Annotated in this window: 19 protein-coding genes and 1 tRNA gene; 9 read left to right on the top strand and 11 right to left on the bottom strand. The window is 66.4% G+C overall.

Translation table 11 applies throughout. The features are described from left to right. The first annotated feature begins 44 nt into the window (after window positions 1-44). A complete protein-coding gene (gene purF, locus ACRYLO_RS02610; protein WP_482658728.1) occupies window positions 45-1,496 on the top strand; it encodes an amidophosphoribosyltransferase in 1,452 nt (483 codons plus the stop codon). A 4-nt stretch (window positions 1,497-1,500) separates the two neighbouring features. Further along, complete coding sequence (locus ACRYLO_RS02605; RefSeq protein ID WP_482658727.1) at window positions 1,501-2,211, top strand: SDR family NAD(P)-dependent oxidoreductase; 711 nt, start codon at window positions 1,501-1,503, stop codon at window positions 2,209-2,211. A 122-nt stretch (window positions 2,212-2,333) separates the two neighbouring features. On the opposite strand, the gene ACRYLO_RS02600 is transcribed toward ACRYLO_RS02605, so the two are convergent. The 4 genes from ACRYLO_RS02600 to ACRYLO_RS02585 are packed head-to-tail and all read right to left on the bottom strand — an operon-like array spanning window position 2,334 to window position 6,130. Continuing rightward, window positions 2,334-2,819 (bottom strand): FKBP-type peptidyl-prolyl cis-trans isomerase, encoded by a 486-nt coding sequence (locus ACRYLO_RS02600; RefSeq protein ID WP_482658726.1) that lies wholly within the window; start codon window positions 2,817-2,819, stop codon window positions 2,334-2,336. After that, window positions 2,816-3,703, bottom strand: coding sequence for an alpha/beta fold hydrolase (locus ACRYLO_RS02595; RefSeq protein ID WP_482658725.1), 888 nt, complete (start codon window positions 3,701-3,703; stop codon window positions 2,816-2,818). Before ACRYLO_RS02595 ends, ACRYLO_RS02600 begins: the two co-directional genes overlap by 4 nt. A gap of 19 nt (window positions 3,704-3,722) precedes the next feature. Next, window positions 3,723-4,160, bottom strand: a complete 438-nt coding sequence (locus ACRYLO_RS02590; RefSeq protein ID WP_482658724.1) for a hypothetical protein — start codon at window positions 4,158-4,160, stop codon at window positions 3,723-3,725. Then, on the bottom strand, window positions 4,157-6,130 hold the full coding sequence (locus ACRYLO_RS02585) for a putative bifunctional diguanylate cyclase/phosphodiesterase (RefSeq protein ID WP_482658723.1): 1,974 nt from the start codon (window positions 6,128-6,130) through the stop codon (window positions 4,157-4,159). Before ACRYLO_RS02585 ends, ACRYLO_RS02590 begins: the two co-directional genes overlap by 4 nt. 78 nt (window positions 6,131-6,208) lie before the next feature. Here ACRYLO_RS02585 and moaA point away from each other — a divergent pair, with 78 nt between their 5' ends. The 4 genes from moaA (at window position 6,209) to ACRYLO_RS02565 (ending at window position 9,016) form a co-directional block, all read left to right on the top strand. Further along, entirely contained in the window at window positions 6,209-7,207 is a 999-nt protein-coding gene (gene moaA, locus ACRYLO_RS02580; RefSeq protein ID WP_482658722.1) for a GTP 3',8-cyclase MoaA, read from the top strand. After that, complete coding sequence (locus tag ACRYLO_RS02575; protein ID WP_482658721.1) at window positions 7,204-7,977, top strand: NAD kinase; 774 nt, start codon at window positions 7,204-7,206, stop codon at window positions 7,975-7,977. The genes moaA and ACRYLO_RS02575 overlap by 4 nt, the downstream gene beginning before the upstream one ends. Window positions 7,978-8,192: 215 nt before the next feature. After that, window positions 8,193-8,267: transfer RNA gene (locus ACRYLO_RS02570), tRNA-Asn, on the top strand. Between the two features lie 161 nt (window positions 8,268-8,428). Continuing rightward, window positions 8,429-9,016: a CC0125/CC1285 family lipoprotein gene (locus ACRYLO_RS02565; RefSeq protein ID WP_482658720.1), complete on the top strand. Its 588-nt coding sequence runs from the start codon at window positions 8,429-8,431 to the stop codon at window positions 9,014-9,016. 227 nt (window positions 9,017-9,243) lie between these two features. On the opposite strand, the gene secA is transcribed toward ACRYLO_RS02565, so the two are convergent. The 6 genes from secA to folE form a co-directional block, all read right to left on the bottom strand. Then, a complete protein-coding gene (secA, locus tag ACRYLO_RS02560; RefSeq protein ID WP_482658719.1) occupies window positions 9,244-11,985 on the bottom strand; it encodes a preprotein translocase subunit SecA in 2,742 nt (913 codons plus the stop codon). Between the two features lie 107 nt (window positions 11,986-12,092). Further along, window positions 12,093-12,362: a hypothetical protein gene (locus ACRYLO_RS02555; protein WP_482658718.1), complete on the bottom strand. Its 270-nt coding sequence runs from the start codon at window positions 12,360-12,362 to the stop codon at window positions 12,093-12,095. Window positions 12,363-12,478: 116 nt separating this feature from the next. Continuing rightward, a complete protein-coding gene (locus ACRYLO_RS02550) occupies window positions 12,479-12,964 on the bottom strand; it encodes an energy transducer TonB (RefSeq protein ID WP_482658717.1) in 486 nt (161 codons plus the stop codon). Next, the gene (locus tag ACRYLO_RS02545; protein ID WP_482658716.1) at window positions 12,961-13,320 is read right to left on the bottom strand and encodes a dihydroneopterin aldolase; all 360 of its coding nucleotides are present in this window, start codon (window positions 13,318-13,320) and stop codon (window positions 12,961-12,963) included. Before ACRYLO_RS02545 ends, ACRYLO_RS02550 begins: the two co-directional genes overlap by 4 nt. Continuing rightward, entirely contained in the window at window positions 13,313-14,062 is a 750-nt protein-coding gene (locus ACRYLO_RS02540) for an SDR family oxidoreductase (RefSeq protein ID WP_482658715.1), read from the bottom strand. Before ACRYLO_RS02540 ends, ACRYLO_RS02545 begins: the two co-directional genes overlap by 8 nt. Then, window positions 14,062-14,685 (bottom strand): GTP cyclohydrolase I FolE, encoded by a 624-nt coding sequence (gene folE, locus ACRYLO_RS02535; protein WP_482661659.1) that lies wholly within the window; start codon window positions 14,683-14,685, stop codon window positions 14,062-14,064. The genes ACRYLO_RS02540 and folE overlap by 1 nt, the downstream gene beginning before the upstream one ends. Before the next feature lie 230 nt (window positions 14,686-14,915). Here folE and ACRYLO_RS02530 point away from each other — a divergent pair, with 230 nt between their 5' ends. From ACRYLO_RS02530 to ACRYLO_RS02520, 3 genes are all read left to right on the top strand, one after another. Then, window positions 14,916-17,627, top strand: a complete 2,712-nt coding sequence (locus ACRYLO_RS02530; protein WP_482658714.1) for a TonB-dependent receptor — start codon at window positions 14,916-14,918, stop codon at window positions 17,625-17,627. 345 nt (window positions 17,628-17,972) lie between these two features. Further along, window positions 17,973-18,242 (top strand): SWIB/MDM2 domain-containing protein, encoded by a 270-nt coding sequence (locus ACRYLO_RS02525; RefSeq protein WP_294017282.1) that lies wholly within the window; start codon window positions 17,973-17,975, stop codon window positions 18,240-18,242. Between the two features lie 117 nt (window positions 18,243-18,359). Beyond that, on the top strand, window positions 18,360-19,379 hold the full coding sequence (locus tag ACRYLO_RS02520) for a sensor histidine kinase (protein ID WP_482658713.1): 1,020 nt from the start codon (window positions 18,360-18,362) through the stop codon (window positions 19,377-19,379). Between the two features lie 20 nt (window positions 19,380-19,399). On the opposite strand, the gene ACRYLO_RS02515 is transcribed toward ACRYLO_RS02520, so the two are convergent. Continuing rightward, on the bottom strand, window positions 19,400-20,308 hold the full coding sequence (locus tag ACRYLO_RS02515; protein ID WP_482658712.1) for a LysR family transcriptional regulator: 909 nt from the start codon (window positions 20,306-20,308) through the stop codon (window positions 19,400-19,402). Window positions 20,309-20,401 lie beyond the last annotated feature (93 nt).

Below are 20,401 nucleotides of genomic sequence, written 5' to 3'. Positions count from 1 at the left end.
CCCTATATGCGCGGCCATCGACCAACGACTCCCCCGAAGGGCCGATGCTGACCACACATCCATTTGACGACGACAAGCTGCGCGAAGAGTGCGGCGTATTCGGTGTTTCCGGTGCGGAGGGCGCGGCTGCGCTCGTTGCGCTGGGCCTGCACGCCCTCCAGCATCGCGGGCAGGAGGCCGCCGGCATCACCAGCTTTGACGGGGCGAACTTCCACACGCACCGCGCGATGGGCCATGTCGCGGGCAATTTCGACCGCGACGAGGTGATCCGCGCGCTCGCCGGGACCGTGGCGTGCGGCCATGTCCGTTATTCGACCACCGGCGAGACCGCGCTGCGCAACGTGCAGCCACTCTATGCCGAGTTGGCGAGTGGCGGGTTCGCGGTGGCGCATAACGGGAATATCTCGAACGCGATGCATCTGCGCCGCGAGCTGATCCGGCGCGGTTCGATCTTCCAGTCGACATCGGATACCGAGACGATCATCCATCTGGTCGCGACGAGTGGCTACAAGGATCTGCTCGACCGGTTCATCGATGCGCTCAAGCAGGTCGAGGGCGCCTATTCGCTGATCTGCATGACGCCGGCAGGGATGATCGCGTGCCGCGACCCGCTGGGTATCCGGCCGCTGGTGATGGGACGGCTGGGCGACAGCTTTATCTTTGCGTCGGAGACGGTGGCGCTCGACGTGGTCGGTGCGACCTATGTCCGCGATGTCGAGCCGGGCGAGCTGGTAATCGTGCAGGACGGCGCGATGCGATCGATCCGCCCGTTTACCGCGATCGCGCCGCGCCCGTGCATCTTCGAATGGGTCTATTTCAGCCGCCCGGATTCGATCGCGCAGGACCGCTCGGTCTATACCGTGCGCAAGGGCATTGGCGCGGAACTGGCGATCGAATCGCCAGTCGATGCCGATCTGGTGATCCCGGTGCCGGATTCGGGCGTGCCCGCCGCGATCGGCTATGCCCAGCAGTCGGGCATTCCGTTCGAGCTTGGCATCATCCGCTCGCACTATGTTGGCCGCACCTTCATCCAGCCGAGCGCGGAAGTGCGGCGGCTGGGCGTCAAGCTCAAGCACAATGCCAATCGCGCGCTGATCAAGGGCAAGCGCGTCGTGCTGATCGACGATTCGATCGTGCGCGGGACGACCAGCCTGAAGATCGTCGAGATGATGCGCGAAGCGGGCGCGGCGGAGGTGCATATGCGCATCGCCAGCCCGCCGACGACGCATAGCTGCTTCTATGGCGTCGATACGCCCGAGCGTTCCAAGCTGCTCGCCGCGCAGCATGACGTCGCCGGGATGGCGAAGTTCATCAAGGCCGACAGCCTGGCGTTCGTGTCGATCGACGGCCTGTATCGCGCGCTGGGCGAGGCGCAGCGCGGCGACGTGTTGCCGCGTTATTGCGACGCGTGCTTCACCGGCGAATATCCGACCCAATTGACCGACCATGACGAGCAGGCCATCGGCCAGCTCGCCCTGCTCGACGAAAAGCGCTGATCCGATGACCGAACAGGTATTTGCGGGGCGCGTCGCGCTCGTCACCGGCGCGAGCCGCGGGATTGGCGCGGCGACGGCGATCGCGTTGGCGGCGCAGGGCGCGCATGTCGTGCTGACCGCGCGCACCGCCGGCGGCCTCGAAGAGGTCGAGGAAGCGATATTCGCGGCGGGCGGATCGGCGACTATCGCGCCGATGGATCTGATCGAAACCGATTCGATCCCGCGCCTCGCCGCCGCCGTGGCGGAGCGGTGGGGGAAGCTCGATATTCTGGTGCTGAATGCAGCTGCGCTCGGCACGCTGTCGGCGGTGGCGGCGTTCGATCCCAAGGAAGTGGCCAAGGTGCTGGCGCTGAACGTCAGCGCGCAGGCGGCGCTGATCGGCGCGTTCGACGGGTTGCTGCGCAGGTCGGATGCGGCGCGGGTGATCGGCGTGACGTCGAAGGTCGGTCGTCAGCCGCGCGCCTATTGGGGCCTGTATGGCGCGACCAAGGCGGCATTCGAGAATTTGCTGCTGAGCTATGCCGATGAGGTGCGCAACCTGACCAAGGTTCGGGTGGCACTGCTCGATCCCGGCGCGACGCGGACCAAGATGCGCGCGCGCGCCTATCCGGGTGAGGCGCCCGAGAGCGTCAAGCCGCCGGAAGAGGTGGCGGCGCGGATCGTCGCGATGCTGGGCGAGGATTTCGAGACGGGGGCGTTTGAGGCGTTGGGGTGATCCCTCCCCGCTCGTCACCCCGGGCTTGACCCGGGGCGGGGCTTCTTTCTCTTCTACTCTGCACGCACAAACCAAGGCAGCCCTGCCCCGGGTCAAGCCCGGGGCGACGATGGGTGTTGCAGTTACTCGGCGGTCCCCGCCGCCTCAATCCCCAGCAGCTCCACCGTGAACAGCAGCGTCGCGCCGCCCGGGATCGGGCCGCGGCCGTTGGGGCCGTAGGCGATCTCTGACGGTATCGCGAATTCGACCTTGTCGCCGACGCCCATCAGCTGGACGCCCTCGGTCCAGCCGCGGATGACGCGGTTGAGGGGGAAGGTGGCGGGCTGGCCGCGCTTGACCGAGCTGTCGAATTCGGCGCCGTCGGTGAAGGTGCCGACATAATGGACGGTCACGCGGTCGGTCGGGCCGGGGCGTTTGCCGGTGCCGTTGCCGGCGATGAGGCGCCAGCGCAGGCCGGTGGCCGTGACGTTCCAGCCAGCGCCGCCGTGACGCTGTGCCAGCGCGAGCGACTGCTGATTATGCCACGCGACGTCCTGCGAGCGGTCGGGCGCGTCCTGTGCGGCGGCGGGGAGCGCGATCAGCGCGGCGAGTGCGATGGTGGGCTTCATGCTGCGAGGAACGCCTTGACCTGCGCCTGGAAGAAGGGCGCGTTGTCCCACATGATGAAGTGCGCGGAGGCGGGCACGCGCACCAGCTTGGCGCCTTTGATCGGGGCGTAGGACGCCTGGTAGAAGCCGTCCATCTGCGCGTCGGTGACCGGGGCGCCCTTGGGCGTGACATAGAGGACCGTGGTGGGTGCGGTGACCTTGCTGAGTTCCGGCATCAGGTTGGTCATGACGAGTTCGCCATAGGCGCGGGCGGAGACGTCCCGGTCGGACTTCATCGCGTCGTCGAGCGCGATGGCGCGCTTGCTCTCGGTCGCGACCATGCCGGTGATCGTGCCCTCAAGCTGCTTGGCATAGGCGTCCTGCGGGCTGTTGCGCATGCCGGCCATGATCTGGTCGGCGATCGGCTTGAGCGTCTCGGGCGTCGCCTGTGGCCCGCCGAACATCGCGCCGAGGAAGGGCAGCATGTCGACCACCATCAGCTTGCCGACCTGATCGGGGTGGCGCGCGGCGAGCATCATCGCCATCGTGCCGCCCATCGAATGCCCGATCACCGCAACCTTGCCGAGCTTGTGCTCGGCGATGTAGCGCGAGATTTCCTCGGCCACCGGGGCGGCGACATTGCCGTCGGTATTGCCGCCCTTGTCGAGCCCGCCGAAGCCGCGCACCTGCACCTTGTGGTAGCGATAGCCGGGGAGCGCGGCGGTCATCTCCGCCCAGACCCGAGGGGACGAGGACAGGCCCGGGATCAGGATGACGTCGGCGCCCTTCCCCTCCACGGTCACGGCGATGCGGTCGGACCTGAAGCCCTTGGCCGCTGCGGGCGTGGGGAGCAACGCTGCGGTGAGCAGCATCGCCAGTGTCGCGAACAGGCCGCGGCGGTTCATCATCTCAATCCCTCCCAAGTCACAGGCGCCATGCGGGCGGCGCCGGGTCCCCCAATTCGATCAGCAGCTCTTCGTCCACCGCCGCCTCTTCGTCCAGTTCCTCGGCGCTGAAAATCTCGCGGTTCATCACGAAGCTGCCGTGATAACCCGAGAAGCGCCAGTCGCCGGTGACTTCCGTACCATCCTCGCTGATCCGGCCCGAATAGGCGACGCTGTGCGCGAGCGGGCCGGATGGATCATATTGTTTGGTGAAAGTGAGCGTGTCGAGGCTGCGGCTGCCGGAAACGAAGGCACGGCGGATTTCGGAGAGGCCGGTGTCATCGGGTTCGGTGATCGTCCCTTCCACCGCGCCGCCGAATTCCTCGAGATGCGCGATGAAGCTGTTTTCGGGCACGTCCCAGCCGGTCGCGAAATAGCGGCCATACCAGACGCCGGTCGCGTCGCGGGGGTCGTTCATACAGATTCCACCAGGGCAAGGAGTTCGGGCAGGGTCAGCGGCTCGGCGCAGAGATAGCCCTGATAATATTGGCACCCCTCCTTGGCCAGCAGATCGAGCTGCTGCGGGGTTTCGACCCCTTCGGCGATGACGGTGAGCCCAAGCGAGCGGGCCATGTCGATCACGCCGCGCACGACAATACGGTCGCGCGCGCTGCCGGTGATGTCCTGGGTCAGGCGGCGGTCGACCTTGAGGTAATCGAGCGGGAGCGCCTTGAGGTACGCCAGGCTGGAATAGCCGGTGCCGAAATCGTCGATCGCGACGCGGCAACCGGCGGCGCGCAACTCGCTGAGCAGGCGGGAGGCTTCGCCGAGATCGTCGATCAGGCCGCCTTCGGTGATCTCGACGGTCAGGCGCGACCGCGGGAAGCCGCTGCTGTCGACCCAGTCGAGGAACAGATCGGCGAACCCGGAGCGCGCGACATCGGTGGCGGTGACGTTGACCGACAGGCGCAGATGGCGGAGCGCGGCGGGCCAGCGCGCGGCCTGTGCCAGCGCGAGGCGCTGAACGTGCTCCGACAGCGCGAGCTCGAGTTCGGCGCGGGTGGCGGCGGCGAACAAGGTTTCCGCACCGACTTCGCCATGGTCGGGGTGGCGCCAACGGGCCAGCGCCTCGACCCCGACGATCGCGCCGGTGGCGACCGCGACCTGCGGCTGCATACGCAATTCGATCTCCCCCGCCTCCATCGCGCGGCGCAGATCGACGGCGAGCGCGTCGAGCGGGATGGCGCGACTGTCGTCGTCCTCACCCGCCAATGCCTCGCTTGCGCGCCGGAGCAAGGCCGCCGCATCGTCGCCGGGCCGCGCGGTGGCTGTGGCGATGCGCGCGCCGACCGGGGCAATGACATCGCCGATGACGAAGGGGCGGGTCAGCGCCTCCTCGATCGCCTTGGCAGCGGCGGCGAGCGCCTCGACGTCGGCGCCCTCCGCCGCGACGAGAAACTCGGCCCCGCCCATCCGCGCGAGCGCTGCGCGGCGACCGAGCACGGCGCGCACGGCATCGGCGATGCGCGTCGATGCGGCGCGCAGGACGGAATCGCCGGCGTCGCGGCCATAGGCGGTGTTGACCATGTCGAACCGGCCGAGCGCGATCAGGGCGACGCCGACCGGCTGCGCATCCTCAAGGCGGCGGGTGAGCCAGCGGCGCATCCCGGCATCGTCGCGCACGCCGGTGAGGACGTCGCGGACGACGGCGCTCGCGTCCACCTCGCCCAGCCGTTCGATCAGTGCGTGGATGCGGCCGGTGCGGGCGTCGCGCTGAAGATGTTCGACCACCCGCCCCGCGCCGGGCAGGTCGTGGGCGAAGGCGGTCGCCTGAATCCCGTCGCGCAGACGCTGGAGTGCGCCGCGCATCGCGCCGCGATCCGCCGCCTCGACATGGCGCAACATGGTGCGCAGCGATGGCGCGGCGCTGAGCCCCAGCATCGCTGCCAGCGCCGGTGTCAGCTGAAGCGAGCGCAGCGCGGGATCGTAGCGCCAGCCAAGCGGTTCCCCGGTCGCGCGGGGCGCATCGCTGCCAATGCGCTGGGCATGGCGCGCGGCGAAGCGCAGCGCCTGAACAAATTCCACCTCGCGCATCGGGCTGGCGAGGAAGTGGGTGGCACCGGCATCGTAGAATTCGCCGAGCCGACCGGTGTCGTCGCGTGAGACGAGCGCGAGCAACGCCGCCCCGTTGGCGCTGGTGACCGGTGCCAGCGCGCGGGTCGCGGCCAGCCCCTCGGTCACCGAACCGCGCGCATCGACCACGGCAACCGCCGCGCCGCTGGCGAGGAAACGGTGATCCGCCCCCTCCCCGCGCCGCGCCGCGACCACGCGCCAACCGGCCCGCGCCGCCTGTGCCGCGAGTTCGTCGCGCTGGCGGAAGGACAGCAGGAACAGGGGCCGGTCGCGCCCGGTCATCGGTGTGGCAGAAACGGGCGCGGCGTCGGTCATCGGCAGCAGTCCTAACGCAAGCCCGGACCGAAACCAAAGCCTTGTCGCGGCGCACCGAACAGCTTAGCTCCTTTCGTCATGGCGATGGTTCGGCCCTTGATGGACAAGCACGGCCGCGCGATCCGTTACCTGCGGGTATCGGTCACCGACCGGTGTGACCTGCGCTGTCGCTATTGCATGGCCGAAGAGATGACGTTTCTGCCGCGCAGCGAAGTGCTGGCGCTGGAGGAAATCGCGCTGATCGCGGAGCGGTTTGTCGCGCGCGGCGTGACCAAGATTCGGCTGACCGGCGGCGAACCCCTGGTACGGCGCGACGCGCTGGAGTTGGTGCGGCGGCTGGGCCGCAGCGTGGGTGATGGCCTCGACGAGCTGACGCTGACCACCAACGGCACGCGGCTGGCGGCCCATGCAGACGCGCTGGCGCAGGCGGGCGTGCGGCGTATCAATGTCAGCCTGGACAGCCGCGCTCCCGAGATTTTCCGGCATATCACCCGGCATGGCGATGTGGGCCAAGTGGTCGACGGCATCGCCGCGGCACGCGCGGCTGGCCTCGCGGTCAAGATCAACATGGTCGCGCTCAAGGGGCTGAACGATGCCGAGATTCCGGCGATGCTGGCGTGGACCAGCGCGCAGGGCATGGACCTGACGCTGATCGAGACGATGCCGCTGGGGCGGATCGACGAGGATCGCGCCGATCGCTTCGTGCCGCTGACCCATGTACTCGCCGATTTGTCTGCACAATTCGACCTGACCCGCGATGCCCATGACAGCGGCGGTCCGGCGCGCTACTGGCGGGTCGGCGGGACCGGCGCGCGGTTGGGCCTGATTTCCCCGTTGACGGGCAATTTCTGCGACAGCTGCAACCGCGTGCGGCTGACTACGGAGGGCAAGCTGTTCACCTGTCTGGGCCATGACGACCAGGTCGATCTGAAGGCCGCGATCCGCAGCGGCGGGCTGACGGCGGTCGATGCCGCGATCGACGCGGCGCTGGCGAGCAAGCCCGCGCGGCACGCATTCGACGTTGCGCCGGGCGCGGCGCCGGCGGTGGCGCGGCATATGAGCGTGACCGGCGGATGAGCATGGTGCGCCGGGCGCTTGCCGCCTCCCCGACCACCCCGGCCGAAACGGCAGCGGCGGAACTGCTCGCCGGGCGCGACTGGGTGCCGGTCGATGATGCCGAGATGGTTGTCGCGCTGGGCGGCGACGGGTTCATGCTGCAAACGCTGCACGCGATGCTGGAGCGGCGGCGGATCGTGCCGGTGTTCGGCATGAACCTTGGCACTATCGGGTTCCTGATGAACGACTGGCAGCCCGAGGGGCTGGAGGAACGACTGGCGCGGGCGCGACCGTTCAAGGTGTCGCCGCTGGTGATGACCGCCACCACGATGGATGGCGAGCGCCACGTCCTGCCCGCGATCAACGAAGTGTCGCTGCTGCGCGAGACGCGCCAGACCGCCAAGCTGGAGGTGCGCGTCAACGACCGCGTCGTGCTGCCCGAACTGGTATGCGACGGGATCCTGGTGGCGACACCGGCGGGGTCGACCGCGTATAATCTGTCGGCGCATGGTCCGATCCTGCCCTTGGGCTCGCGGCTGCTGGCGCTGACCCCGATCAGCCCGTTCCGCCCCCGGCGCTGGCGTGGCGCGATCCTGCCCGAGAAGACGCGCATCTCGCTGCGCGTGCTCGACCCCGGCAAGCGCCCGGTGAGCGCGGTCGCCGACCAGCGCGAGGTGCGCGACGTGGCGCAAGTGGACATCGCGATCGACCGTAACCGCGACCTGACCTTGCTGTTCGATCCCGAGCATGCGCTGGATGAGCGGATCACGATGGAGCAGTTTATTGCGTGATTCGGCAATCCTCCCCCGCCAGGGGGAGGTGGCGCCGAAGGCGACGGAGGGGGAGGACGGCCGTGCCCTCTCGGCTTGAGCGCGCACCCTTCCTCCCCCTCCGTCACGCTACGCGTGCCACCTCCCCCTGGCGGGGGAGGATTGTTGTTGAAAATCCCCCTTTCCCCGCTTGCATTGCCCGGCACCCCTTCGTATAGGCGCGCCCTCGCTGGTGTTCCCTGATAGCTCAGCGGTAGAGCTCTCGACTGTTAATCGAGCGGCCGTAGGTTCGAATCCTACTCAGGGAGCCAACGACATTTCCGGACAGCGATGGCATAACACCAGCCGCAGGCCTTGCGCCGCGCGGGTTTCTGTCGTTTCGTTCAGCATAGGGACATTTGGCCTGTGCTGAACGTTATCACCGCAGCATCGGCACGATTCGCCGCAATATGAGATGCTTAGGAGGAAAATCATGTCCACCGTCCCCGCCCGCCGCTCGCGTATCGCGGCGGTCGCGCTTGCGCTGGCCAGCGCGAGCGTGCTTGCATCCTGCTCGACCCCGACCCCGTACCAGCCCGCGACCGGCAGCGGATCGTACCGCACCGGCTACTGGGACGAGCAGATCGAATCCGATCGCTTCCGCGTTACCTTTGCTGGCAACAGCATGACCTCGCGCGAGACAGTCGAGCGCTATCTCCTCTATCGCGCGGCGCAGCTGACGGTGGAGCGCGGCGGCGACCATTTCATCCTGTCCGACCGCGATACCGAGAAGAAGTCGCGTACCTATGCGACCACCAGCCCATTTGCCGGCGGCCCATGGGGCGGCTGGGGCCCGTCATGGCGCTATTATGGCCCGCGCTGGGGCTGGCGCAGCTGGAGCCCGTGGGGCGGCGACCCCTTCTGGGACCGCGACATCGATGTCCGCACGGTCGAACGCTATGACGCGAGCGCCGAGATCGTGATCGGCAAGGGCCGCAAGCCCGACAATGTCCGCGCGTTCAACGCGCGCGAGGTGCTGGAGAATCTGGGGAGCGCGATCGCCCCGCCGCGTCCGCGGTGAGGTAGTTCCTGCCTCTCCCCGTCGTCGGTGAGGCAGGACGGCATCCAGACACCGCCGTCACCCCCGCGAAAGCGGGGGCCCATCTCCTGCAGGATCGGCGCATCGCACCGGTGCAGTGTTCGGACAGTCCGGGAGATGGGCCCCCGCTTTCGCGGGGGTGACGATTTACAAAAAGGGCCGCCCGATCGTCTCGGGCGGCCCTTTTTCGTGTCAGCGACGGGCGGCGGTCACACCACCGCGCCGTGGCACTGCTTGTACTTGCGTCCCGAACCGCACGGGCATGGCGAATTGCGGTTGACGCGACCTTCCCACGACGCGGGATCGTCACCCAGCGCTTCGCCGGTCGGGCGCGGGATCTGCATCGCCGGCAGCTCGTTCGAAATCAGTCCGGCGCTGCCCGCGTCCCAGTCGGCGCTGTTGTCGAGGCCGGTGAGCGGATCGATATGCGTCGTCAGGAAATCGGGCAGTTCGGGCAGGCCCGGGGGCGCCTGGAACTGGAATTCGGCCCAGGCGAGGGTGCGGGTCACGTCCTCGCGGATCGCGCCCAGCATGCGTTCGAACATCGCGAACGCTTCCTGCTTATATTCGTTGATCGGCGTCTTTTGCGCATAGGCGCGCAGGTGGACGACCTGACGCAGCGCGTCGAGCATCGCGAGATGCTCCTTCCAGTGATGGTCGAGATTCTGGAGCAGGATCGACTTTTCGATCGAGGTCCAGGTTTCCGGGTCAAGCTCGTCCGACTTGGCGGTGACGCGCGCGCTGGCGAGTTCGCGGATGCGGGTTTCGACATCCTCGGGCTCGATCCCGTCGGTCTCGGCGATCCATTGTTCGACCGGTGCCTCGACGCCCAGCGTATCCTGCACACGGGCCTTCAGCCCCTCGATATCCCATTGTTCGGGATAGGTTTCGGGCGGGCAGGCAGTACCAACCAGGTCGTTGACCGTCTCCGCGCGCATATCCTCGACCACGTCGCCGACGGTGTCGGCGTCCATGATGTCGGCGCGCTGTTCGTAGATCACCTTGCGCTGATCGTTCATCACGTCGTCATATTCGACGACCTGCTTGCGGATGTCATAGTTCCGCGCCTCGACCTTCTTCTGCGCGGTTTCGATCGCCTTGGTCAGCCACTTGCTGCCGATCGCCTCGCCATCGGCGATGTTGTTGCGCATCATCTTGGCGAACAGCGTGTCGGGGCCGAAGATGCGCAGCAGATCGTCGTCGAGGCTCAAGTAGAAACGCGACAGGCCCGGGTCGCCCTGACGGCCCGAACGGCCGCGCAGCTGGTTGTCGATGCGGCGGCTTTCATGGCGTTCGGTGCCGAGCACGAACAGGCCGCCGGCCTCCAGCACGCGCTGCTTCTCGGCAGCGATCTCGGCCTTGATCTGGGCGATCGCGGCGTCGCGCTCCGGCCCTTCGGGCAGGTCGGCGAGTTCGGCCTCGATGCGGAATTCAAGGTTGCCGCCCAGCTGAATGTCGGTGCCGCGACCGGCCATGTTGGTGGCGATGGTCACCGCGCCCAGGCGGCCGGCCTGCGCCACGATATGCGCTTCCTGTTCGTGGAAGCGCGCGTTGAGGACCGAGTGGTCGACGCCTTCCTTCGTCAGATATTCGCTGAGCAGTTCGGACTTTTCGATCGACACGGTGCCGACCAGCACCGGCTGGCCCTTTGCCGAATGCTCACGGATCGCGCGGGCAATGGCGATGAATTTGTCCTGCATCGTCTTGTAGAACTCATCGTCCTGATCGATGCGCTTGACCGGGACGTTGGTCGGGATCGACACGACGTTCATCTTGTAGATGTCGAAGAATTCCGGCGCCTCGGTCGCGGCCGTGCCGGTCATGCCGGACAGCTTGGGATACATGCGGAAATAGTTCTGGAAGGTGATCGACGCGAGCGTCTGGTTTTCCGGCTCGATCGTCACGCCTTCCTTGGCCTCGACCGCCTGGTGCAAGCCGTCGGACCAGCGGCGGCCGTCCATCATGCGGCCGGTGAATTCGTCGATGATGACGACCTTGCCGTCCTTGACGATATAGTCGATGTCGCGCTTGTACATGACGTTGGCGCGCAGCGACTGGTTGAGGTGGTGGACCACCTGGGTGTTCTCGAAGTCGTAGAGGTTGGCGCCCTTGAGCAGCCCCGCCGTCTCCAGCATCCGTTCGACGCTTTCCATGCCCTCTTCGGTCAGGACGATGCTCTTCTGCTTCTCGTCCTTCTCGTACAGCTCGGGCGAGAGCTGCTTCACCACCGCGTCGACGCCCATATAGAGCTCGCTCTTGTCGTCGGTCGGGCCGGAAATGATCAGCGGGGTGCGCGCTTCGTCGATCAGCACCGAGTCGACCTCGTCGACGATCGCCATCGCGAACGGGCGCTGGACCATCGACGCGCGGTCATATTTCATATTGTCGCGCAGATAGTCGAAGCCGAATTCGTTGTTCGTGCCGTAGGTGATGTCCGATGCATAGGCTTCGCGCCGCTGATGGTCGGCGAGGTTGGGGACGATCACGCCGACACTGAGGCCGAGGAAGCGGTAGATCTGGCCCATCCATTCGGAGTCGCGGCGCGCCAGATAGTCGTTCACGGTGATGACGTGCACGCCCTTACCCGGCAGCGCGTTCAGATAAGTGGCGAGCGTCGCCACGAGCGTCTTGCCTTCACCGGTGCGCATTTCGGCGATTTCGCCACGGTGCAGCACGATGCCGCCGACCATCTGCACATCGAAATGGCGCATGCCGAGCACGCGGACGCCGGCCTCTCGCACCGTGGCGAAGGCTTCCGGCAGGATCGAATCGAGCTTTTCGCCATTTTCCAGCCGCTCGCGGAACTTGGCGGTCTGTCCCGCCAGTTCGTCGTCGGACATCGCTTTCAGCGTGGGCTCGAAGCCCGCGATCTTCGCGAGAATGGGGTTGAGCGAACGAACATACCGGTCGTTGGACGAACCGAACAGGGACTTGGCCAAGCCGCCGAACATGATGATTTCCAGTCGTGTGAAATTGCGGGGTGCGCGCCCGATTTACGAGCGCCAACGATTCGAATGCGAAATGGATGCCTGCCGCAGATGGGCGGCGGCGCGCGCGGCTATTCGAGCCGGCGTTCGCTGGTCAGGCGGGCGGGACGCCCGGCCGGAGCGGCATGGATCGCAAAGGGCGCCGCGGCGGGCGCTTCGCGGGTGGCAAGGGGGCGGCTAACCACAGCGCCCGCAACGCTTGCCACCGCTTCAGCGGCGGTTTCGGCGGTGCGAGAGATGGCAGTGTCGCTGCGCTGCTGAAACCCGCGCAGGTCGCGGTCACCGGCAATCGCACCGGTGAGGCTCGCGAGGAGCGCAGAGAGAAACAGCAGCAATTGCACGCGAAAACCCGTTAAACGGCCCCTTGTTGCCCGCCGCTGAACGACGGACCGTGCGGACATAGGGGTTGGGGCGACCGACTCCAAGTCCAAAAGTGGGCGCCGCCGTCCGCCGATCGCTACGGCTTAAGGCTTGGGTCGATCTCCCAGCGGAAGCGCAGCGTCTGGGAGCTTTCGATCGCGCGTCCCTGTCCGTCGCGTGCGGGGGTATAGCGGGCGCGGCGTTCGATCAGCTCACACGTCGCAACGTCGAGCGACCTGAAGCCGGATGTGCCGGTCACGCGGCATTGGGTGGCCGCGCCCTGAGCATCGACCACGAACGTGACTGCGACAGTGCCCTGTTCCCCGCGATGCAGCACGTCCTGAGGATAATCGTCGGGCGTCACCCAGGCAGCCGGACTGCCGACCGGGGTGGCCGGACGATTGGCGAGGCTGAGGTCCGGCGACGGTGCGCGAACGGCGACCTCGCCCTGCCCGGCCATGATCCATAGCCCGCCGACGGCCAGTGCGACCGCGGCGCATATGAGGATCGCCGCACGGATCGTGTCGGACCGTCCGGATGCGCCCCTTGCGCGATCCCGCGGCGATTGGCCGAGCCATGTCACGCCGACCGGACCCGCAGCACCTCACACCCCACGCGGGCGTCGGGGTACACGTCGAGCTTCATCGATCGGACGCGGACTTCGGCAACACGCGGGTCGGCGGCAAGGGCGATCGCGGCGACGGCGTCGCACAGCGTTTCCTGAAGCTCGATATGCCCCTGCGCCGCCAGCGCGTGGATACCGGTGCGCAGATAATCGTAATCGACCACCGCATCGATCCGGTCCTGCGGCACCTCGGCATAGACGCAGCGCATGGCGACGCTGAGCTCGACCCGCTGGGGCGCGGCGCGCTCATGGTCGTAGATGCCAAGGCCGATCTCGACCACCAGGCCGTCGAGATGGATCGTGTATTCAGCCATGCGGGCGCTCCCGCCCCGAAAACATCACGTCGCCGTCGCGCTTCACCAGGCGCTGGCCGCAATCGACGAACACATTCTGGCCGGTAATGCTGCGTGTGGTGAGCAGATAGCCGACGGTCGCGGCAAGATCGGACAGGTCGACCGGGCGTTCGAGAAGATTGGCGCTAGCGACCGCCGCAAATTCCTCCGACGTCTGATCGAGGCTGGGGAGCGTGAGGCCGGGCGAGACGGCGTTGACGCGGATGCGCGGGGCGAGCTGCATCGCGAGCAGGGTCGTGGCCTCGGCCAGCGCAGCCTTGCTCAATGTGTAGGTCAGAAAGTCGGGATTGGGATTGGCGAGCTTCTGGTCGAGCAGGTTGACGATCGCCCCCTGCCCCAGCCCGACCTGTGCCGCCAGCGCCGAGGCGAGCAGCAGCGGCGCACCGAGATTGACATGCATGTGGCGGTCGAGCCCGCTGTAATCGGCGAGCGGGATCGCGTCCCAGGCAAAGCGCGAGGCATTGTTGACCAGCCCCTCGACCGGCCCGCCCAGCGCGGCGGAGGCGGCGGCGATCAGGTTGCGGGTGTCGGCGGCATCGGCAAGGTCGGCGGTGACCAGCGCGACGCCGAGTTCGCTTGCCAAGGCATCGGCCTCGTCATGGGAATCGTGATGATGCACCGCCACGGCATGGCCGTCCGCAACCAGCCGGCGCACGATTGCCGCACCGATCCGCCGTGCGCCGCCGGTGACCAGAACGCGCATCAATATCCCATCAGTGCGAGGACTTCCTTGCGGCTGCGATCATCCTCACGGAACGTTCCGATCACGCGGCTGGTGACCATCGACACGCCGGGGGTGCGTACGCCGCGCGCGGTCATGCACGCATGGCTGGCGTCGATCACCACCGCGACGCCGCGCGGCTTCAGATGATCCCAGATGCAATCGGCGACCTGCGCGGTCAGCCGTTCCTGCACTTGGAGCCGCCGGGCATAGGCGTGCAGCACGCGCGCGAGCTTCGAGATGCCGACGACATGCTTGCCCGGCAGATAGGCGATCGACGCCTTGCCGATGATCGGTGCCAAATGATGTTCACAATGCGACTGGAACGGAATGTCCTTGAGAAGGACGATGTCGTCATAGCCGCCAACCTCCTCGAACACCCGGCTGAGATGATAGGCGGGGTCCTCGGCATAGCCCTGGCAATATTCCTTCCACGCCCGCGCGACGCGCAGCGGCGTGTCCAGCAGCCCTTCGCGACTCGGATCGTCGCCAGCCCAGCGCAGCAGCGTGCGGACGGCATCGGCAACCTCATCCGGCACCGGAATCTTTGGCGGCGGCGCGGCGAGATCGCCATCGGCGGGATCTTCGTGGTGATGGCAACTCATATCGGTCAAAGCCCTATTCTATCGCGTGACGCTACGGCAAGCGGAGCTGCTGTGTTGCCCTGGCGCAACAAACGGTATCGTAACGGGAAATAGCAAGCATTTCCGCCGGATTCCTAGCGTGATTTGACGTTGACGTAAGGATTCGAGCGACGGTAGCGTGCGACCCAACAACAACAAGAAGACCGGTCCCGGAGGGAAACACCCCCGGCGGACCCAGAGAGGAGAGACCCATGCGCACACTCCAGCTGTTTTCCGCATCCGCGCTCGCGCTGATCGCGGCCACCCCCGCCATTGCCCAGGACGCCTCCGCCCCTGCCGCGCAGGAAGAAGAAGCTTCGGGCAACGAGGTCGTGATCACCGCGACCCGCCGTAACGAAACCGTGCAGGACGTGCCGATCGCGGTGACCGCGGTCCCGGCAGCGCTGCTCGAAAACGCCGGCATCGAAGATATTCGCGGGCTGGAGCAGCTCGCGCCGTCGCTGCAGAGCTCGACCGGCCAGTCGTCGGCGACCGGCACCACTTTGTATATCCGCGGCATCACCACCGCAGGCGACAACCCCGGCTTCGAGCCGGCGGTCGGCGTGTTCATCGACGGCGTGTTCCGCGCGCGTGCCGGTGTCGCCATCTCCGAGCTGCCGCAGCTTGAGCGCGTCGAAGTGCTGCGTGGTCCGCAGGGCACGCTGTTCGGCCGCAACACCTCGGCCGGTGCGCTGTCGATCTTCACCGCCCAGCCGGCGTTCGAGCTCGGCGGCTATCTCGAAGGCAGCTACGGCAATTACAACGCGTTCGAGCTGAAGGGCGCGGTGACCGGCCCGGTGACCGACCAGCTCGCGCTGCGCGTCGATGGCGGCTATCGCAAGCGCGACGGCTATATCGAGGACGTCAATTCCGACCGCTCGTTCAACAATGTCGATCGCTGGTACGCGCGCGGCCAGGCGCTGTACGACACCTCGACCTTCTCGCTGCGCCTGATCGCCGACTATTATGAGACCGACGAGCAATGCTGTGGCGCAATCTCGGTCGTGCGCGGTGCGTTCGCGCCGCTGATCGAGGGGATTGCCGGCGCGCAGGGCCTGGACGGCCTGTACACCGGCACGCAGCGCACCGTGAACGGCCTGCCGACCACGGTGGACCCCGAACAGCGCCGCATGGCGGCATCGCCCAATCGCGATTTCAGCGAGCGGGTGCGCGACTATGGTCTGTCGGCGGAAATCAACGCCGAGCTGGGCGACATCAAGCTGACGTCGATCACCGCCTATCGCAACTGGCGCGCGCTGCGGAACCAGGATGTCGACTTCTCGGGCATCGACCGTGCCTATCGCGACGACTATCGCAACGAGCTGACGGACTTCACCCAAGAGCTGCGGTTCCAGGGTTCGGCGTTCGGCGGCGCGCTCGACTGGCTCGTCGGCGGCTTCTATCTCAACGAAACCAACAAGGTCCACGACACCGTCCGCGTCGGTACCGACGGCAACCGCTATGTCGATTCGATCTTCAACGCGCTGGCCGGCCCGTCCTTTGGTGGTTCGGTGCAGTTCTTCGGCTCGCTGGGCGCCGCCCCGACTCCGGGTGCAGTGTTCCTGAACCCGGCGGTGCCGAACGCCCTCGCCGCCTATCAGGCGGCCTATGGTGCGGCGCTGGCCCCGGTCGTCGGCTGTTTCCGCACCGCGGTTGGCGCAGCGCCGTCGGGCGTGGTGCCGGTCGCGACCTGCAACGCGCTTGGCTATTCGCCGACCCCGGTGGCCGGCCTCGCCGCGCTTGCCGCCAGCCCGCTGCCCGGCGTCAGCGCCGGTCAGGGCAACGACAACGACTATCGCGTCAAGACCAACGCCTTCGCGCTGTTCACGCACAACATCATCAACATCAGCGACAAGCTGTCGCTGACGCTGGGTGCGCGCTGGAACTATGAAAAGAAGGACTTTACCGCGACCGTCAACAACAACACCGGCAGCTGCACCTTCTTCAACCAGGTGCGCGCGGGCAACACGGCGGCAGTGCAATATGCCACGCTGCTGCGCCAGCTCGGCCTGTTCAACAACCTCTATCTGCTGGCCTGCAACCCGGCGATCAACTCCGAGTTCAACGGCAGCTACGCCCACGATCAGGACGAGAGCAAGATCACCGGTACCGCCAAGCTGGCGTACAAGGTGAATTCGGACATCCTGGTCTATGGTGGCTATGACCGCGGCTATAAGTCGGGCGGCTACAATATGGATCAGGCGACGTTCGACAGCGTTCTGCTCGGCGGCAATGGTCCGCAGGCCAGCGACCTGGCGTTCGGGTCGGAATCGGTCGATGCCTATGAAATCGGCGTGAAGACCCAGTGGGGCCGCGCCTTCACCCTGAACATCGCCGGCTTCTACCAGAAGTTCAGCGATCTCCAGTCGCTGGTGTTCAGCGGGAACAACTTCGTCGTCCAGAATGTCGACAGCACGACCAGCAAGGGCGTCGAGGTTGAATCGATCATCCAGCCGGTGCGCAACCTCACCTTCCGCATGGGCTACAGCTATATCGACGCGCAATATGATGCCGACAACAACTTCGTCGGCACACCGCTGCAGGGGCAGGAGGGCCGTCAGGTCAGCAACCAGCCCAAGCACACGGTGACGATCGCGACGACCTGGACGCCGCAGATCACCAGCGGCATCCGCGGGCTGGTGCATGTCGACATGCGCTACAACAGCGAAGTGAACATCCCGTCGAACAACCCGAACCCGACCACCGGCCGGACCGCGCTGTACAATCCGGGCTATGCGCTGCTGGGTGCCCGTGTCGGCGTGCAGACGAATGACGGCAAGAAGAGCCTGGAGTTCTTCGTCGAGAACCTGACCAACCAATATTACCACATCACCGGCTTTGCGGTGCCGGAGCAGACCGGCAACTATGCCGCCTATCCGGGCCTGCCGCGCTTCTTCGGCGTCAAGGCGAAGGTCGGCTTCTGATCAGGGTCTGATCGGGGCCGGGCGATCCGGCCCTGCGAAATGGGGGCGCGTTCGGGGCACCGGGCGCGCCCCATTTTCATGGGTTTTTTGGGCGGCATCGGGTGATCGAACCGCCCGAAACACTGCCCAACGGCGACGGATCGCCCCGTTGGAGCGGCAAAGTGACGAGTTCTCCACAAACAAACATATCAAACCCCCTTGGAACCGCAGCAAATACGTGCATCGTGCGCCGAACCGGATTACATCCGGCGCAGCGACACCGGGTTCGGGGCATTGCCCGAGCCCCCGGCGCTGACCAAGATCACGGTCCGGCGGCGTTGCCGGCCCGCAGAGGAGAAGAATAGAATGGCCGAAAAAAAGGCATCTGGCGGCGCCCGTGGCGGGATCGCCAAGCCCGTCACCCCCTCGCCTGAGCTCGCCGCGATCGTCGGCACCGCAGAGCTGCCGCGCAGCGAGATCGTCAGCAAGATGTGGGAGTACATCAAGAAGAACGATCTTCAGAATCCCGCCAACAAGCGCGAGATTCTTGCCGACGACAAGCTGAAGCCCATTTTCGGCGCGGACAAGGTGACGATGTTCGAGATGAACAAGCACATCGCGAAGCACGTCAAGTAAGTTCACGTTCCGGAGCAATCCGGATCGGACAGCGAGAGCCTCCGGAGCCACTGGCTTCGGAGGCTTTTTCGATCCATGATGGGTGCCCCGCTTGGGCGGGGACCGGGGGAAGCAGACGTGGACGGGCATACGGGCAGATTGCTGGAGCGACTTCCGCTCGCCCGCGCACATCGCTGGCAGGGCTATGCTGCGGCGTTGGCGCTGTCGCTGCTCGCACTGCTCACGCGTTGGGCGCTGGGCGATGCCTTCCCGCCGGGATTCCCGTTTCTCACCTTTTTCCCCGCAGTGGTGCTGTCGGGCTTTCTGTTCGGGCGCGGTCCGGGCATCCTCGCCGCGGTGCTGTGCGGGCTGCTTGCCTGGTATTTCTTCATTCCACCCGTGATGAGCTTTACGCTGGCCCCCGGCGCCGGGCTTGCCCTGGGCTTTTATGTCGGCGTCGTCGCTGTCGATCTGTTGCTGATCGACTGGATGCAGCGCGGGGCCGCGCGGCTGCGGCTGGAGCGCGAGCGGTGCGAGAAGCTCGCCGAGCGGAGCCAGTTGCTGTTCAGCGAGTTGCAGCACCGGGTGTCGAACAATCTGCAGATGGTCGGTGCAGTGCTGGCACTGCAGCAGCGCAGCGTCAGCGACCCGGCGGCGCGCCAGGCGCTGAGCGACGCGTCCAACAAGCTGCAGACGATCGGCCGTATCCAGCGCCAGCTCTACGACCCCAGCGGTGATCGCCAGACGCTGGAGCGGATACTCCCCGATCTGGTGCAGGATGTGATGTCCACGGCCGGCAAGCCGGGCGTGACGGCGTCGGTCGATGTCGATGTGGACATTATGCTGCCACCGGACGCGCTGATCCCGATTGCATTGATCGTGGCGGAGACGATCGCCAACGCCGTCGAGCATGGCTTTGCCGATCGCGACGCCGGACGCATCGACGTACAGATGCGCGCCAGTGCGGCCGCCGTGACGCTGACGATCGCCGATGACGGGGCAGGACCGCCGCCCGGCCTTTCGACGGCGGCGGCGCCCAGCCTGGGGCTGCGCATCGTACGCACGCTGGCCGAACAGCTTGGCGGCAGGTTCGAGCTGTCACCGCGCGAGGGCGGGGGCGCGATCGCGACGCTGAGCTTTCGCCCGACGCAGGGGTAACGCGGCGGGCCTCCACAGCGTCAGCCGGTCGCCGGTGTCGCCCCCACGGCCTTTAGCCGGGCGCACAGCCACGACAATCCCCGATCCATGCTGCGCGCACTGTGATACTGCATCATTTCGCGCATCACCGGCAGCGCGAACGGCGGCTCCTGAATCACGAGGCCCAGAACCGGGGCGAGTTCCTTGGCAAGCCGCTCATGCATCAGTGCCAGCCGTGAGGTTCCCGGCAAGATCCACGGGACCTGGGAGAATGCGGCACAGATCACATCGACGCGGCGCTGCTCGCCCTGTCCGCGCAGATAATTGTCGATGAACGTGCCGTCGCGCGACACGCTGGTCGCGACATGGCCGCTGGCATAATAGGTTTCGGCGTCGAGCGGCTGCTGCATGACGGGATTGGTCGCACAGCCGACCACGACATGCCGCTCCTCGAACAGCAGTTCGCGGGGGTGATCGGGACTGAGAAACTGTTCGGGCGAGATCAGCAGGTCGATCTCGCCATCGTCGAGCATCTCGAGAATGTCCGAGCGCGGCAGCGTGATCTCGATCTGGATGTGCGGCGCCTCCTTGTGGAGCAGGCGCAAGGCGGGGCCGAGCAGGACGGTGGTGATGTAATCCGACGCGACGATGCGGAACTTGCGCTGGGAATGGGCCGGATCGAACCGCATCCCGCTGGCGAGGATGGCGCGCATGTTAAGCAACGCGGCGGAGACGTCGGGGGCCAGCGACAGCGCGGCCGCAGTGGGCACCATGCGCTTGCCATGCTGGACCAGAATCTCGTCCGAGAACGACTCGCGCAACCGTTTCAGCGCGGCGCTCATCGCCGATTGGGTGAGATTTAGGCGCTGGGCGGCGCGGGTGACGCTGCGCTCCTCGATCAGGACATCGAACGCAATCAACAGGTTGAGATCGAATTGATCGAGCCGCATCCATCAATTCCGTTTGTGCTAAATGATAGAAACAAATCGTTATGATAATTCATCCGCTTTGACCATCCTCAATGCAGAGGCGCGCTCACCGAA

The organism is Sphingomonas sp. SDUR79 (assembly GCF_056821745.1).
Note: the sequence above shows the minus strand (reverse complement) of the source record. Positions and strands in the feature narration are given on the sequence as shown.

Bases quoted from the DNA above. Each gene is read 5' to 3' on its own strand.
- purF (WP_482658728.1), top strand. From the start codon at position 45: ATGCTGACCACACATCCATTTGACGACGACAAGCTGCGCGAAGAGTGC.
- ACRYLO_RS02605 (WP_482658727.1), top strand. From the start codon at position 1,501: ATGACCGAACAGGTATTTGCGGGGCGCGTCGCGCTCGTCACCGGCGCG.
- ACRYLO_RS02600 (WP_482658726.1), bottom strand. From the start codon at position 2,819: ATGAAGCCCACCATCGCACTCGCCGCGCTGATCGCGCTCCCCGCCGCC.
- ACRYLO_RS02595 (WP_482658725.1), bottom strand. From the start codon at position 3,703: ATGAACCGCCGCGGCCTGTTCGCGACACTGGCGATGCTGCTCACCGCA.
- ACRYLO_RS02590 (WP_482658724.1), bottom strand. From the start codon at position 4,160: ATGAACGACCCCCGCGACGCGACCGGCGTCTGGTATGGCCGCTATTTC.
- ACRYLO_RS02585 (WP_482658723.1), bottom strand. From the start codon at position 6,130: ATGACCGACGCCGCGCCCGTTTCTGCCACACCGATGACCGGGCGCGAC.
- moaA (WP_482658722.1), top strand. From the start codon at position 6,209: ATGGCGATGGTTCGGCCCTTGATGGACAAGCACGGCCGCGCGATCCGT.
- ACRYLO_RS02575 (WP_482658721.1), top strand. From the start codon at position 7,204: ATGAGCATGGTGCGCCGGGCGCTTGCCGCCTCCCCGACCACCCCGGCC.
- ACRYLO_RS02565 (WP_482658720.1), top strand. From the start codon at position 8,429: ATGTCCACCGTCCCCGCCCGCCGCTCGCGTATCGCGGCGGTCGCGCTT.
- secA (WP_482658719.1), bottom strand. From the start codon at position 11,985: ATGTTCGGCGGCTTGGCCAAGTCCCTGTTCGGTTCGTCCAACGACCGG.
- ACRYLO_RS02545 (WP_482658716.1), bottom strand. From the start codon at position 13,320: ATGGCTGAATACACGATCCATCTCGACGGCCTGGTGGTCGAGATCGGC.
- ACRYLO_RS02540 (WP_482658715.1), bottom strand. From the start codon at position 14,062: ATGCGCGTTCTGGTCACCGGCGGCGCACGGCGGATCGGTGCGGCAATC.
- folE (WP_482661659.1), bottom strand. From the start codon at position 14,685: ATGAGTTGCCATCACCACGAAGATCCCGCCGATGGCGATCTCGCCGCG.
- ACRYLO_RS02530 (WP_482658714.1), top strand. From the start codon at position 14,916: ATGCGCACACTCCAGCTGTTTTCCGCATCCGCGCTCGCGCTGATCGCG.
- ACRYLO_RS02525 (WP_294017282.1), top strand. From the start codon at position 17,973: ATGGCCGAAAAAAAGGCATCTGGCGGCGCCCGTGGCGGGATCGCCAAG.
- ACRYLO_RS02515 (WP_482658712.1), bottom strand. From the start codon at position 20,308: ATGCGGCTCGATCAATTCGATCTCAACCTGTTGATTGCGTTCGATGTC.